We start from the raw sequence: 15,299 nt of genomic DNA on the forward strand, positions 1-15,299 counted from the left end.
TGCAAAAAGCGCAGGAAGTCCAAGGCGTCGAAGCCACGGTCCAGTACCCACAAGATGCGCGTCACGCCGTGCGCAGTCAGCGCATCCTTGACTGCATTCACCGCCGTTCGGTACTCGGCGTTCTTGCTCTTGAATCCAGGGGCGAGCGTGCTGACTACCGCTTGCCGGGCTTGGCGCTCAACGGCATTACGATTGATTTCTCCGGGCGGGACACCTCTGACGTGTGCATGTCGTAAACGAGTGTTGACGGTGCCGTTCAACGTCTGCAACGCAATCTGAACTGCGGAGTTAGGCATAAAATCGCCCCTCTGACCTGGAGAGGAAGGATCTGTTTGATCTCTCTTGTTCGGTCGCACTCGGAACCTTATAAAACCTGATGACCTTCGAGCAGATCGCCGGGAAAGCTCGAAACCTTGTCAAAACTTCACAACCTCGCGCGGATCGATGAGGGCGGGGCCGTCCTGGAGGAGCTTCACAGACCACGGCGGCGGGACCGACATCTGGAAGGCAGAATGTCGAGCTTCACCCTGCTGCCGCCAGAGGTTCACCTGCCTGGAAGTGGGCCGGGTGGACAGCAGCAACCGGCCCCCGCGTGTGCAGGAACCGGGCTTAAAGACAGTGCCTGAAAGTCTCAGCGCACCGCGATGACGCAGCCACCAGAGACGTCCGGGTTCTCAACGCTATGGGCACCGATCAAGTAGCTCTCACCCGTACCAATGAATGTGGCGGTTGTCGCCGAATTGACGATCAGGTCGTAGGGGAGGTCGTTTATCGGAAAGACATCGAATAACACACCCGAAACGCCGTCGCCGCCGGTGACAGTTGCCACGATGAAACCCTCACCGCCCGCGGAGAGTAACTTAGGGCATGAGAGGGTTACAGCTGTCACCGGCGCGGTGACGGTCACGGTGGCCGCGTTGCTGGTCACCCCGTTCACGACTTCAGTGATGGTGTAGGTGCCCGGGGTGCTGAACACGATGGTGTAGGTGCCATTGAAGCTGTCGGTGCGGGTGTAGCCAGCCGTGATGACGTTGCCGTTGGCGTCCTTGACGGTGAAGGTGGGGGCCGTGCTGCCGTTGGTGGTCACCGTCAGTGTGCTGGCCTGGTTCACGGCCACGATGGCCGGGTCGGCGACCAGGGTGTTGATCACCGGGTTGATGGTGCAGGTGGTGGTGGTCTGGCCGCCCTGATTGGTGGTGCCGGTGATGGTGTAGGTACCGGCCACCGTCGGGGTGAAAGTGGAGCTGTTGCTGCCTGCGGCGGTGGGGGTGAAGGTCACCGTGTTGCCGTTGGGGTCAGTGGCCGTGTACGTCACGCCAGCGGTGCTGCCCGTCACCGTGGAGCTGACCGTGCTCTGCGTTCCCACCACGCCTGTAGTCGGACTGCACACCAGGTTGGCGATGGTCGGGATGACCGTCACAGTGAAGCTGGTGCTGACGCCGTTCACCTGGGCCACGATGGTGTAGTCGCCGGCAGTGCCGCCGATGAAGGTCGCCTGCTGGTTGTTGTTCGGGTCAGGCACGACGCTGACTGCAGCGCCGGCTGGTCCGGTGTACACGAAGTACGAGACCGCCTTGGTGCTGTTGGTGGTGACGCTCAGGGTGCTGCTGTGGTTCACCGCGACCGGGCTGGGAGTCGACGTGCCGCCCGCGATGGTGGTCGCGGCGACCGTGCAAGTGGTCGTGACGGCAGTGCCACCACCGTTGGGGGTGGCGGTGATGGTGTAGATGCCGGCCACGGTCGGGGTGAAGGTCGAGCTGTTGCTGCCCGCGACGTTGCTGAAGGTCAGCGTGGCCGGTCCGGTAGCGCTGTAGGTCACGCCGGCCGTGCTGCCGGTCACCGTGGAGGTGATGGTGCCCTGGTTGCCCGCCACCAAGTTCGGACTGCACACCACGTTGGCGATGGTCGGATTGACCTTCACGGGTGTGGAGGTGGCGGTCTTGGTCGGATCCTGCACGCTGGTGGCCGTCACGCTGTAGCTGCCTGCGGTGGGGAAGCTGTAGGTGGCGCTCGTGGCGGTGCTGCTGACCAGGACGGCGTCGGCCGCAGTGGTGCTGAAGGTCATGCCTGAGCCATTCCCGCCGTTCACAGTGGCGGTGAAGGTCTGCTGGGTGTTCACGGCCACCGTCGCGCTGGTCGGGGCGATGGTCACCGAGCTTACCGGCGCCGGGGTGACGGTGACCGTCACCGTGTTGCTGGTCAAACCGTTCACGACTTCGCTGATGCTGTAGGTGCCAGCGATGCTCGCCATGAAGGTGTAGGTGCCGTTGTTGTTGGTGGTGAGGGTGTAGTTGGCTATGGGCACGACGTTGCCGTTCGCATCCCTGACGGTGAAGGTGGGGGTCGTGGTGCCGTTGGTGGTCACCGTCAGCGTGCTGGGCTGGTTCACCGGCACGCTGGTCGGGTTGGCGACCAGCGTGTTGTTCACCGGGTTGACGATGCAGGTAATGCTGGTCGTGGTGGTCACGCCGCCCTGGATGTTGGTGGCGGTCACGCTGTAGGCCGACTGGGCGGGGACGGGGACGTTGGGTGCGATGAAGGTGGCGTTGTTGGCGTTGGCCGGGTCAGGGGTGAAGGTCAGGCCGTTGGCCGTGTAGGTCACGCCAGTGTTGCTGCCGGTCACCGTGCTGCTGATGGTGCCGGTCTGGCCCGAGGTCACGGCCGGGCAGCTGGTGGTAGCGAAGACCGAGTGCACCGTGATGGTCGCCGGGCCGCTGGTGGTACCGTTCACCCGGGCCGCAACGCTGTAGGTCCCTGCGGTGCTGAACGCGATGGTGTAGGTGCCGTTGTTGTTGTCAGTGAGGGTGAAGCCGGACGTGATGACGTTGTTGTTAGCATTCCTGACGACGATGACGGGGACCTGGGTGCTGTTGGTGGTGACCGTCAGTGTGCTGGCCTCGTTCACGGTCACGGTGGTCGCGTTGGTCGCCACGGTGATCGTCGTCGCGGCAACGTCGCAGGTGGTGGTCTGGGCCGTGCCGCCGCCCTTCGGGGTGGCGGTGATGGTGTAGGTGCCCGCCGTGGTCGGGGTGAAGGTGGCGGCGTTGTTGTTGTTCGGGTTGGACGTAAAGGTCAAGGTGGCCGGGCCGGTAGCGGTGAAGGTGACGCCCGCGGTGCTGCCGGTGACCGTGCTGGTGATGCTGCCCTGGTTGCCCGCCACGAGGTCCGTGCTACAGGCAGTGTTACTCACGACCGCGGGCGAGGGGTTGACGGTGTAGTTGATGGTGGTGCTCGTGGCCACCGCGGTGGTGTCCGCGCTGGTGGCGGTCGCGCCGATCACGTACACGCCGACCTGGGCAGGGGTGAAGGTCGCCGTGGAGGTGCCGTTGGTGGTTGTTGCGCCAAGGGTGAAGGTGGTGCCGTCCGGCCGGGTGACGTTGAAGGCGACGTTGGCCCCGCCGGTGGTCGTGGTGGTCAGGGTCGTCACGGCGCCCACGGTCCCGGGGTTGGGGTTGGCCTGCGGCTGGGTGACCGTCGGGTTGGCGTTGACCGTGACGGTGAAGGTGGTGCTGACACCACCGCTGGTGGCGGTGATGGTGTAGGTGCCGGGCTGGGTGGCGCTGAAGGTGGCCTGCTGGTTGTTACCGGTGTTGGTGGTGATGGTGGCGCTACTCGCGTTGGCGCCGGTCACCGTGTAGGTCACGGCCTGATCACTGTTGGTGGTGACGCTCAGCGTGGTGTTCTGGCCGGGAAGCAGATTGGTGGCCGAAGAGGTGCCGTTACCGATGGTCGTGGGCGTAGGGTTGGGCGCGGCGCAGACGATATGGACCGTAATGGTCTTGGTCAGCGTGTTGGCGCCGGTGCCGGCAGTCAGGGTGAGCGTCTTGTCCTGGTTGTAGCCAGTGCCGGTTGCTGGGCAGGCGGCGCTGAAGCCCAGGGTGGCAGTGGCGTTGGGCTGCACGGTGATGCTGCCGTTCGTGACGCCACTCACCGTGATCCAGGTGGGCAGGTTGTTGAGGCCCTCCACGTTCACTGTGACGGCGCTCGTGCCGTTGTTGGTGACGGTGACGCTCCGGGTCTCGGTCTGACCTGCGGTGCCGTTGAAGCTGACCGTCCCGTTGTTGCCGAAGGTCAGGGAGGGCGGCGTGGCGACAGGAGTCTGAGCGCAGCTACCAAGCGCCAGGGCAACTGACAACAAGCTGGCGATCTGGCGTAGGTTTTTCATATTAATTTCACTGTACGACTTGCGGTACCGCTTCGTGGTGCGACCGGGGGCACGCTGTCAGTTCATCCGTCGGAGTCGGTTGAGGTGGCTGGGCATTGCTCCCTGAACGTCAACCCAGACTGTGGTACGCGCGGGCGTGCGGGTGGTGAAGCGCAACATTCCTACCTTCAAAGGAGTGGTTGATAGTTGTCAACCGCTTTCACGGGTATCTGTCATGGGGTACCGAGCTGGAACGTTTCGGGGGTGGTTCCTCGAAATTTCAGCGCTGAAGAAATGAAGGCCTGCGTACCACGAGAGCACGTCATGTACTAACGCCCCTTTTTATGGTGTCTGTTTTGTCTGTTTCGCCGGGCAGCGCTGGGGGTGCTCACCACGCGGGCTGATCTTAGGGAATCTTAGGTGCGCCGGGCAGCTCGACAGGGAGCGCGGGCGGTTCCTGGAAGTTTCAGCCCTGAAGAAATGAAGGTGACAGCAGCGGAACAGGATGAAACAGGATCGCGGACCATGCGCGTCAGGTGTTGTCAGGTCGCGCTCGAAACCTTAGCAAAACGTAGCAACCTCGAGCGGATCGACGAGGGGCAGGCCGTCTTGTAGGAGCTTCACGAGGATCGGCGCGAGGTGGTGCATACCGTGTGGAACAGCAATTCAGGTAGGGAGAGCAAGCGTGCCGAGCGTGTCCGCCTCGAGTAACCACCGGACGTCCGTCAGCAACTGCCCGAGGTCCGGCGTGTCCCACGGTCCAATTCGGTACACCTCGGCATGCCAAAACTCCTCTGACCCTTTACCGATGGGTACGCCGTCCTCCCGAGCGCGTTGAAACGTCGGCGCTTTGGCGTACCCGATGTAGTCGTACAACCCGTGATGCCGCGCCGTGTACCATGTTCCGCCCGGCGTCCACCCCGACAAGATGCGGCCTTCATCAGGAACCGGCTGCGAAACTTCGAACCCGGCGATCACCTGGTGTACAACCTGATCGTCGCGTGACGGTGGGTGTGGTGGACCGAAGCACATCGGAGGGCTCGCGGGCTCCATGCTGAAGCGAGCGAGGTACGCGCGCAGTTCCTTGAACGCGAGGTCCCGCGCTTCCTCGATTCGTGAAAGCCCCACTTGGTAGTGCAGGTACACGAAGGGCACGGAGGGACGAATTTCCACGCGCACGTCATAAGGGCGCAGATCTCGTGGGTACGCGCGTCTGCGGCGAATGCCCTCGATGCGTCCCGTGAGGGTTTCGAGTTCCTGCTGCAACTGCCGTTCGTACCGATCCAGGACTTCTTGCAAGTACGCCTCGGTGGGGCACTGCATGAAGTCTCGAAGGACGTCGAGGGGCACGTGGATGAAGCGCAGTTTCTGCAGGAGGCGCGCGTGCTCGAGTTGCGTCGGCGTGTAGTACCGATAATTGCTTTGCGCATCGATATAGGCGGGTTTGAGCAGCCCTTCCGCGTCGTAGTACCGCAGCGTCTTGATGCTGATGTTGCTCAGCTTGGCGAACTGCCCGATGCTGAACAGCGCCTCCTTGGATACGTCCATCCCTGCCTCCGTCCCGTCACGATAGGTCTCGCCGGGGAGAGCGTGATGAACTCAGGCGGGCTGACGGGTGACAGAGTCGATGCGCAAGGCGAGTCGGTGGAGCAGCGAAGCGAGGGTGTGCCGCCACACTGAGCCTTGAGGTGCCTTGAGGGGTGCATCGAATGGAGCGTCAATGGGGGCGTCGGTCAGTTGTTCGGTGACGCGGTCTTGGATGCGGAACAACTCGTATTGAAAGCGGGCTTGAGCGGTGTCCATGTTGCCCTCCTTGCTTCCAAGGGTGAGGGCTCCAGTTACGGGAGAGTCAAGCGTCGCATGGGGATGCCTAATTTCTCTGCAAGCAACAGGAACTGTCGCAGGCGAGGTGTTCATCAGCAGCTTCACAAGGATGGGCGTGAGGTGCGCGCGCATCTCGCTGGGCGTGCCCTCGTCGAAGGTGACGGTGAAGGCACGCGTGGGCGGTTCGAGGAAGCTCACGCGGGCTGTGCCGTCTTCGTGAATGTGGACGTGCGCGAGGTCGAAGTGATCCTCGTGAATGTGGAAGTCAAAGCCGGGCGGATGGGATCGACGAGACAGGGGCGTGACGGTTATTGATAACCGCAAAAGTTACGCGGGCGGCATGGGACTGAGGCCGCCATTATCGCGGAGCAAATACGCGGGCGCCTCCCGCTTCACTTCGACCGATGTCAGTAACACGCCGAGTACGCTAGAGAGGGAAGGTGAACGCCGGGAAAAACGCCGGGCCGCTCGAAGCATGAAAAAAGCGCCCTTTCGAGGCGCTGATAAGGAAAAGATAGCGTTGTATGCGCGGTGGGTCAACTCGATACGCTGGAAAGCGGACAAAAGTGCGCATAGTGAGACATGAAGCCTCACGTGCCCATCGGCGCGTCGTACGCATCGGTCGTCACGCTTCGCACCGGTTCGTTCGGGCTCCAGATGTCACGCAACGCCCGCAGCGCCTCCACGTAATCCGGCATTTCCGCCGCTTCCGGCGGCGCCATGGCTGGCGGCGGCTCGCTGGGCGTCGGCGACGCCGCGCGTTCGGAAAACGTTGGCACGAAGATGATCAGCGCCACGTTGACTGCCATGATGACGCTTATCAGCGCGAGCAGCACGCCCTTCGTTTTCGCGTTCATGCTTTTGAAGTACCACGCGCCGCCACGTGAGGAGCGCGAGCATGAAGAAAAGGACGTTGCAGGCGCCGTACCCGGTGAGCTGCGTAAACGCCCCAAGGAAGAGCCAACCACCGGCCGTCCCGGGCCGCGCGCGTGGCGTATGCCACTTCACCTACGCACGCAAGAAACAAGCGCGGCATACTGAATGTCACCGTACTGCTTCCTTCACGCCACTGCCCGGTCAATCTTCAGGAGCTTCCTTGAACATCGAATCCATCCCGGCAGTCGACCACGACAGCCTCAAAGACCTCCTCGTTTCCATGGGCACCGAGCAGACGTTGATGGTGTGGGGTCCGCCGGGCGTCGGGAAAAGCGAAGTCATCGAAACCTTCGGCCGTGAACTCGGCATGCCCGTGTCCATCCTGCTCGGCTCGCAAATGAGCCCTGAAGATCTCGCCGTGCCCCTCATCGACCCCGCCACGTACACCACACGCATGTGCCCGCCCGCGACCCTCATGCGCGCCGAGCCGAGCGTGGTGTTCATCGACGAACTCAACGCCGCCGAACCGGACGTGATGCGCGCCTTCTTCCCGCTCATCAACGAACGCCGCATCGGAGGGCACTTCTTTCCGCGCGGCACCGTCGTCGTATGCGCCGCCAACCCCACGTCGCACAACTCCGTCGCGCGACCCATTCCCGCGCCCCTGATGAGCCGCATGTTCCACGTGCACCTCAAGATCACCTCCACGCGCGGTTGGCTCGCATGGGCCGACGCGAACGGCGTGCACCCCCTCGTGCGTGAATTCATCGCAGAAGCGGGCCTGAAGTACCTCATCGGCAAGCCTGGCGATGACGACGAGCTCGCCACGAATCCACGCGCGTGGGCGATCGCGTCCAAGGCGTTGTACGGCTGGCAAATCGACCGCGCGCCAAACGCGGGCAGCGCCGAGCACGCCAAGCGCGTCGCGCAGATCGTGCGTGGTGCCGTCGCGCCGCGAGACGCCGAAGAGTTCGGCGCGTGGCTGTCCAGGCGCTCGCAGAACTTGTCGCTGCAAGCGGTGCTGCGCGGCGAGCAGAAACTACCCGATCCCCTCGAGCACCGCGCGCTCGTCGCGCACCTCGTGACGCTGCTGCGCAGCCGCCTCGAGCACGAACTGCCGCGCCTCGAGGCGGACTTGCGCGGCGACGCGAAGGTCTTCGCCGCGCAAGCCGTGAGCTTCGTGCAGACCCTCGCCGTGAGCGCCCCCGAGCTCGGCAACGCCCTCCTCGCGAGCGAGCGCGTGCCCGCGTGGTTCCTCGAGCGGGTCGGCGCGCGCCTCGCGGCCGTGCACAACTGAAAGAGGCGACCTTGACGACTCCGACCATCTGGACGCCCATCGCGCCCGCCCGCGCGATGGACGCGCGCGTGCTGCGCACGCTCCTCGAACGGCACGTCACGGTCATCGATTGGCGTTGGGACGACGACTTCGACCCAGCGGACGTCATCATCGCCGCGAACACCACGCGGGCCGGCGCGCCCTACGCCCGCACGCGCCCACTGCGCGTGTCCAGCGGCGCGTGGACGCTCGCCGAACCGCTGCGCCTCGCCGCTTCCGAGCACGTCAACGCTTTGTGGTGGCACTACCTCGCCACGCTCGCCCGAGCGAGCGTGAAACTGGACTTGCCGCGCCTCGCGAGCGCGTGGATCGCCGATGAGTTGCGCGCGCGCGACGTGAACGCGTGGCGTGACGCGAACCTCGACGCGTTCGCGCTGCTCGAACGCACCGCGTCCGCCGCGATGATCATCGTCGCTGACGGCGAAGTGCACGCCCACGGCGGTTTCCTCGACGACGACCCGAGCGGGCACGCCGCGTGGGCCGATCAAGGTCGCGTGCCCCTCGGTCGCCACGGCTGGCGAGACGCGCTCGCCAGCGTGCAAAGCGGACGGTTGACGCCTCAACTCATCGAACCGTGGGGACCGATGCTCGACGCGACCGGCGTCTTCCCCGACGGCGCCTTCGAAGGCGTGCCCAGCGGCATCGCGAACACCCTTCGCCGCCTCAACCGCGCCGTGCAAGGCCACCCGCGCGCCGCGCAAGGCGGTGAAGGCGGTGAAGCGAACGTCGCGTGGGCGCACGAGCACCCCGACGCCTCGCACCGCTTCGAAAGAACGGCGAACACGCGCCGTTCCACGGTCACGTCACGCCTCGCGTACCAACTCGGACGTGCCGCGCGCGAAGCGGCCATGAGCCGCGCGCAAGAACGCCTTGAACACCACGCGTCGCACGCGCGTGAGGACGCCCCGAGTGGCCTCGCGAGCGCCATGCAAGAACTCTCCACCGCCTTGCAGCCCGTCTTGGCGGGCAAACGCGGCGACCGCGACAATGAAGCCAACGAACGCCGCGTGGACGCGGTGCTGCTCGCGTGGAGTGACGTCGGTCAGAACATCCCGCACCTTCGCCCGACCCTCGCCGAGTTGCAACTCGAACTCGACCCCGTGCGGTGCTTGCGCGCCCGCGTGTCCGGCGTCGCCCTCGACCCGACCTTGAAGGTCGTGTACGTCAACCTCGGCGCGGGCTTCGAGCACGAGCAACTCACGTACGCCTTCGCTGAACTCGCGCTGCACCTCGCGCTCGGTCACCCCGCGCGCGGACATGACAAGCAACCAAACGCGTGGAATTACGCGTGTGATTTGCTGCTCGCCGGGTGGCTCGAGCGCATGGGGTACGGCACGCGACCCGACGGCGCGCCGTACGACGCGACGCTGTCGAACCTCGACTCGGCCGAAGCGATTTATTTGCGTCTGCTCGACGACCCGAGCCTCTTGCGGCGCCGTCCCAGCTTGCGTGGCGCCAGCCTGCCCGACTTGATCGGCGCGGGTGAAGACGCCGCGCGCGCCTTGACCGACGAAGAAGACCGCGCGTGGCGTGACGCGGCCGCGCGCGGCATGGAAGAAGCCGACGCGCTTCGCTGGGCGGGCTCCATGCCCGCCGGGTTGAACCGCGCGCTTCGCGAACGCGGGGCCGAACCGATTCCGTGGCGACCCGCGTTGCAAGCGTACCTTTCGAAGGTCGTGCCGGTACGCGTGCGTCGCCGCACGTACGCGCACCCGAGTCGCCGCAGCAGCCTCAACCCGAACGAACCACGCGCGGGACGCGGCCGTGACGAACCCGGCCCGCGCCACTCGCTCGTGCTCGTGGTGGACACGTCCGGCAGCGTCGGCGACCGTGACCTCGCCGAAGCGCTCGGCGGCGTGCGCACCACCTGTCAGGTCTTGGGCGTCGACCGCGTGCGGGTGCTGTCATGCGACGCGGGCGTCACCGACCACGGGTGGAGCGCGCCGTGGCGCGCCGGGGACCGCCTCGTCCTGAAAGGTGGCGGCGGCACGTCCCTCATCCCGGCGTTGATGCTCACCGAGCAACTCGAACACGAACCCGACGGCATTCACCCGGACACGCCGATGCTCATCGTCACGGATGGCCTGTTCGACGATCGCCTCGCGCCGCGCCGCGAACACGCCTTCCTCATGCCGCCTGGTACGCGCTTGTTGTTCGCGACACGCGCGCCCGTCTTCACCATTCGCGCGACCTGAACGACGCTCCGTGATCTTCACACGCCGAGAGCAACCAAGGCGCGTGAACCGTTCAGTCCACGCGCTTTCACTCACGAAACGAACGTGTTGTTACTCCGCGGTTGCAAGGACGATTCCTTCACGGCAGGCAGGCTGTTCCTTACGTCGAGCAGCAGCATCAACAGCGCCGCCTGCCCGTCCTCTCTGCTCGTGACGCGCTGCCTGCCGACACGCGAGATCCGTCGTCGCGCCGCAAGCCGAACGGCCGAGGCACCGTTCGCTCAGTCGGCAAGAAGTACCGATGGGACATCACGCTCGGCTGCCGAGCCGACGGTTCGCGCATCTCACGCTCCGGCTACGAAGTGACGAAGGTCGGAGCGGAAACAGCCATGAGCACCACGCTCACTGACTAAAGAGCGTGTATGAACGCCTTGCGAAGCGGTGACCAATGAAGTACGTCGTCCTCTGACACGATGAAGGCATGCAAGCCGTGTCCACCTCTCGTCCCCTCCTCGTGCTGGACCTCGACGAAACGCTTTGGCACGGCATCGACGATCCGACACAGCCGACGGGCGTCCGTTTTCTCCTCCGGCCTCACCTCCGCACCTTCCTCGAAACGGTTGGTCAGCACTATGACCTTGCCGTGTGGACGGCGGCGACCGAAGACTGGATGCACGCGGGCCTCACCGCCATTCGTGAAGCGGCCGAATTCGACCTTGCGGAACGCGCGTTCTTCCTGTGGCACCGCGAGCGGTGTACCTGGAAGCGCACCGAGGACGGTGCGTACGCGTTCCGCAAGCCCGCACGCAAGTTCAACGCCGGGTGGATTCGCAGCAAATACCCTCGTCATCGCGTTCTCGTTGTCGATGACGTCGCGTCGAATTACGCCTGCGGTTATGGACACCTCGTCAAGGTCTCACCGTGGACGGGCGACGAAATGGACACGGAACTCGAAGCGCTGACGTACTACCTCACGTCGATCGCTCGGCACGAAGATGTACGCAGCCTGGAGAAACGAGGCTGGCGAACGAGGGCTGCCACGTTTTCGTGACGTCAATTGAGAACCTGTGGCGGTGCCCGGACGAGGCGACGGAGCATCAAGCGGATCATCGCGAGGTACACGAGAACCTCCGTCGTGGCCGCTAGCGCTTCGTCATCCTTCGAAAGCCGACGGCATTTGTTCAGCCACGAGAAGGTCCGCTCAACGACCCAGCGCCTCCGCAGGACGTTGAACGTACCGCGCTGTTCGACTTGCTTGAGGAGTTCCGGGTCGTAACGTTGCGCTTGCCGCCACCAGGGGTACACCACTTCGAGCGTCACACCCTGCTCGCTTTTCGCCCAGCGCAAGAAGTTCCCCGTGTACCCCTGGTCCGCCCAGACGTGTCGCAGGTTCGGGTACTCGTCGTGCAAGCCTTCCAGTACGAGCTTGCCGCCGTCTCGGTCCTGCATGTCGGCCGGATGTACCGCGACACGAAGAATCAAGCCGAGGATGTGCCGCTTGCGGCCGTTGACTTTCTTGGCGCCGTCGAACCCTCGCGCACCGCCCGCTTCGGTGGTCTTGGCGCTTTGCGAGTCGATGATGCCCGCGGTCGGTTGAGGATTGCGCCCGAGTCGCATGCGGAGCAACTCGCGGAAGTACGTGTGGAGGCTTTCCCAGGTGCCGTTGAGTCGCCAGCGCCGATAGAGGGCGTACACGGTCGTCCACTTGGGAAAGTCGGCGGGCAGGAAGCGCCAGGCGCAACCGGTCTTGAGGACGTAGAGCATCGCGCCCTCAAGGTCGCGGCGATTGAGGACACGTGGTCGGCCTGTGTCAAAGGGACCGGGGAGTTGCGGTTCGAGCAAAGCCCATTCCACGTCGGTGAGGTCGCTTGGATAGGAGGTCGACATGCCTCACGGTACGGTGAAAAAGTGCGTACAGGACGACTCGTAGTCGTTCATATACGCACTTTAGGTCGTGTTGGCCAAGGGTGTACGCTACGCCAGCGTGCGCTGCATCACCCAGAAGCCCGGCCGCGCCTCGAAGCCCAAGCGGCGATTCACCGCTAGCATCGGCGCGTTGATGCTCAGGTTGTTCGTGCTCATCGTCGAAAATCCCGCCGCACGCGCCCGACGAATCACGTTCACCTTCAACGCCCGCGCGACGCCCATCCCCCGTGCTTCGGGTGCCACGCCCGTGATGGCGTTGTACGCGCCGTGCGGCAACGACGCCATCACGCTCAGTCCCAACCACTCCTGCCCGCGCGTCGCCAGCACGATCCACTCGGGCCGCACCATCGGGGATTCACGCATGATGCGCCGTACCTGCTCCACCGGCATGCGCGGCATCCCTCGGTAGTCCGGCGTTTCCGCCACTCGGTCGTTGCGGAAGTCGTACAGCCGCGACCAGTTCGCCTCGTCGCTGCCCAGCGTCCGCATGTCCTCGAAGGTGATTCCGGCGTCGGCCACGCGGCGCTCGACGTCGGCGTGTGCGGCTTCGTCGAAGGTGGTGAGGTCGAGGGTGGATTCGAAGCGGTGGAAGTGCAGCGCGAAGCCTCGCCGCTCCGCCCAGGCCCGTCCTTCGGGGTTGACGTCGCGCACGCTGACTTCCAACGTGTGCGCACCCTGGGCAAGCGCGAGGTCGAGGACGCGCGTGAGCAACGCCTCGCCGTACCCACGTCCGCGCGCGTCGGGCGCGACGACCGGGTGCGTGATGAAGACGCCCGGCCGCATGGCGTTGGTGAAGAGCACGGCGGTGCCTTGCACGTTCCCGTCGGCGTCTTCGAGGACGAGGCGCTGAAAGTAGCTGGCGATCTGCCGAGGGAAGCGCTCGGACTCGGCGAATGCTTGCGGCGTGTACGGCTCGGTCTCGTCGGTGTTGAGGATGGCGACGTACGCGGCGAGATCGTCGGGGTGCGCGTCACGGAGGGTGTACGACGTGGGCAGGGTCGTCATGCCTCAGCATGACCTCTTGGAAGCAACTCATTCTACCTGCGCTCTACACAGCGCTGACGCGTCGTCTTCCCCCTTGGCCTACATGACCTAGAATGCGGTTGTGCCTCGTCAAAAGACGCCGAGCATTCCGGAAATGACCCACGCCGTGCGCGTGGCGCTGGAACGATTCGCCGATGACGACGCGCGCGCCGCGTTACTCAACGCCAGCACTTGGCGTGACGCGTACCCGAGCGCCACCGACGCCAACAGCGCGGCGGAACTCCTCAAAGCGGAGTACTTCGGGTGGATGGCCGTCGAGTGGGTGCGGATCAACGGACAAGAACTTCACGAGGACGTCGTCGCGCCCTTGAAAGGCGTGCGGCGTGTACGCGCAGGCAACAGCGACGAGAAAGCCCTGTGGAAAGAGCGGGCGTTGTACGTGCAACCGCTGCGAGCGTACTACCGCCTGCCCGCGCGCGTGCCTCAATGGGTGCTGCGCTCAGGCGTGCAAAACGCGCACTTCCCCGCCGTCGTCGCACCCGACGCAGTCACGACCGCGTCCGCCCCGCAAGCGCCCGGCCCCTTCCTCACGGTCTTCGCGAACAAACCCGGTGTGTTCATCGATCGCGCAACGCGCGGCACGCACGGTTGGGACGAAGTCACGCTGCAATACCGGGACGCGTTCGAGGAAACGCTCGCCCTCGATTACTTCGAGGAAGACGCCGCGCCCGAGCAGCTCCGGCAGCAACTCATGACCCTCGACCCGCGCACCAGCGACGTGTGGCGCCTCCTCACGGCGCGCGCCCTCGAAGCGGACGGCGACGACGTCTTCGCGCCGATCACCATCCGCCCGGACGAACTCGCGCGCGCCCTCGGTCTCAAACCGCACCCGAAGGGCGGCATGCGCGGCAAAGACCTCGTGCACTGCTCGCGGTCCCTACATCACCTCGAGCGCTTGTGGTTGACGATGCCCGACACGCGCTTCCCGGACCGCGTGACCCGCAAGCGCGTCCTCGCCGTGATGGAACGCGGGTACACGCGACAAATCGACGGTCAGTTCATCCCGAACTCGTGGACGGTCGTGCTCGGCGAGTGGGCGAAGTACTTCCCCAAGAGTTACGCGCCTATCTTCCGCAGCCTCGTTGAGCTTCCGGCGAATTCCGCCACGAATTTATGGGCGAAGCAAGTCGGCACGGAACTCACGTACCTCGTGCGTGAAACCGCCGACCTTGAAGGCGACGTGCGCTTTGTCAGCGTGCACGCGTTGCTCGAACGGGCCAGCCTGCTCAACGACGTCAACGACATGCGCGCCAACAAAAACTTCAACCGAGCGCTCGAACGCTTGGAAGGCACGCTTGACTTGCTGCATGACCTCGGCGTGCACGACGGATGGCGGTACGTGCCGGACAGCGCTGCTCTCCTCGATCGCCTGCAAGGCAAGCCAGAGTTCTACGACGCATGGCTGCAAAGCGTGATCGAAATTCGCGTGCCCGCGCCCCTACTCGCCGCGACGCAAGCGCTCGTGGAACGCACGAGCCGGACGCGCTGACCCCACCTGACTGCCGAACGCGACACGTTACCGCACCGCGACACGGCGGTGCGAGCGCGACGGCAAGCTGAAGCGTCAAGGTGACGTGCCCTGAATGTCACCACTTCACGGGATTCCGCGTTTCACCCCCACCTGACTGCCGAACGCGCGGCGTTATACCCCCACCCACGTGCCGAACGCACCCCCACCTGACTGCCGAACGCGTGCGTTTACATCCCCACCTGACTGCCGAACGCGCGGGTGTTTCCACCCCACCTGACTGCCGAATGCGCAGGTGTTTCCACCCCACCTGGCTGCCGAACCACCACGGACTCGTCAATACAAACATCTGCGTGGACGCGCTTGAACGACATTCACCATCGCTAGGTGAATGTCGGCGCTCCACGTCTCAGCGGCACTCTGGATGCGAAAAGGGCGTGTGTACACTGGGCGCAACGTGAACTGATAAGCACACTCTCATGAGTGCCATTACGAACTTGGCCAGTG

At 64.6% G+C, this 15,299-nt stretch carries 12 protein-coding genes; 5 read left to right on the forward strand and 7 right to left on the reverse strand.

Going from position 1 to position 15,299, the window contains the following annotated elements; translation table 11 throughout:
* The 5 genes from DES52_RS22675 to DES52_RS20045 all read right to left on the reverse strand — a co-directional run.
* A partial coding sequence (locus DES52_RS22675) for a hypothetical protein (protein WP_146237398.1) occupies positions 1–296 on the reverse strand: 296 nt, incomplete at its 3' end.
* Between the two features lie 335 nt (positions 297–631).
* Entirely contained in the window at positions 632–4,165 is a 3,534-nt protein-coding gene (locus DES52_RS20025) for a beta strand repeat-containing protein (RefSeq protein WP_110888607.1), read from the reverse strand.
* A 645-nt stretch (positions 4,166–4,810) separates the two neighbouring features.
* Entirely contained in the window at positions 4,811–5,692 is an 882-nt protein-coding gene (locus tag DES52_RS20030; RefSeq protein WP_110888608.1) for a MerR family transcriptional regulator, read from the reverse strand.
* Between the two features lie 51 nt (positions 5,693–5,743).
* Positions 5,744–5,947, reverse strand: a complete 204-nt coding sequence (locus DES52_RS20035) for a hypothetical protein (protein ID WP_110888609.1) — start codon at positions 5,945–5,947, stop codon at positions 5,744–5,746.
* A 611-nt stretch (positions 5,948–6,558) separates the two neighbouring features.
* The gene (locus DES52_RS20045; RefSeq protein ID WP_110888611.1) at positions 6,559–6,825 is read right to left on the reverse strand and encodes a hypothetical protein; all 267 of its coding nucleotides are present in this window, start codon (positions 6,823–6,825) and stop codon (positions 6,559–6,561) included.
* Between the two features lie 239 nt (positions 6,826–7,064).
* Here DES52_RS20045 and DES52_RS20050 point away from each other — a divergent pair, with 239 nt between their 5' ends.
* From DES52_RS20050 to DES52_RS20065, 4 genes are all read left to right on the forward strand, one after another.
* The gene (locus DES52_RS20050) at positions 7,065–8,141 is read left to right on the forward strand and encodes an AAA family ATPase (protein WP_170131187.1); all 1,077 of its coding nucleotides are present in this window, start codon (positions 7,065–7,067) and stop codon (positions 8,139–8,141) included.
* A gap of 11 nt (positions 8,142–8,152) precedes the next feature.
* Positions 8,153–10,375 carry a vWA domain-containing protein gene (locus DES52_RS20055; protein WP_146237399.1) on the forward strand — a complete coding sequence of 741 codons (2,223 nt, stop codon included), beginning with the start codon at positions 8,153–8,155 and terminating at the stop codon, positions 10,373–10,375.
* 101 nt (positions 10,376–10,476) lie between these two features.
* Positions 10,477–10,767 carry a hypothetical protein gene (locus DES52_RS20060; RefSeq protein WP_110888614.1) on the forward strand — a complete coding sequence of 97 codons (291 nt, stop codon included), beginning with the start codon at positions 10,477–10,479 and terminating at the stop codon, positions 10,765–10,767.
* A 68-nt stretch (positions 10,768–10,835) separates the two neighbouring features.
* Positions 10,836–11,405, forward strand: coding sequence for an HAD family hydrolase (locus DES52_RS20065; RefSeq protein WP_110888615.1), 570 nt, complete (start codon positions 10,836–10,838; stop codon positions 11,403–11,405).
* Between the two features lie 2 nt (positions 11,406–11,407).
* Here DES52_RS20065 and DES52_RS20070 read toward each other — a convergent pair whose 3' ends face one another.
* Together DES52_RS20070 and DES52_RS20075 are read right to left on the reverse strand one after the other, a co-directional pair.
* A complete protein-coding gene (locus tag DES52_RS20070; protein WP_110888616.1) occupies positions 11,408–12,241 on the reverse strand; it encodes an IS5 family transposase in 834 nt (277 codons plus the stop codon).
* 87 nt (positions 12,242–12,328) lie between these two features.
* Positions 12,329–13,285: a GNAT family N-acetyltransferase gene (locus tag DES52_RS20075; protein WP_110888617.1), complete on the reverse strand. Its 957-nt coding sequence runs from the start codon at positions 13,283–13,285 to the stop codon at positions 12,329–12,331.
* A 100-nt stretch (positions 13,286–13,385) separates the two neighbouring features.
* Between DES52_RS20075 and DES52_RS20080 the strand changes: the two genes are divergently transcribed.
* On the forward strand, positions 13,386–14,813 hold the full coding sequence (locus tag DES52_RS20080; protein WP_110888618.1) for a hypothetical protein: 1,428 nt from the start codon (positions 13,386–13,388) through the stop codon (positions 14,811–14,813).
* Positions 14,814–15,299: the final 486 nt, after the last annotated feature.

This window comes from Deinococcus yavapaiensis KR-236 (assembly GCF_003217515.1).
In the GTDB taxonomy this organism is placed as follows: domain Bacteria; phylum Deinococcota; class Deinococci; order Deinococcales; family Deinococcaceae; genus Deinococcus_A; species Deinococcus_A yavapaiensis.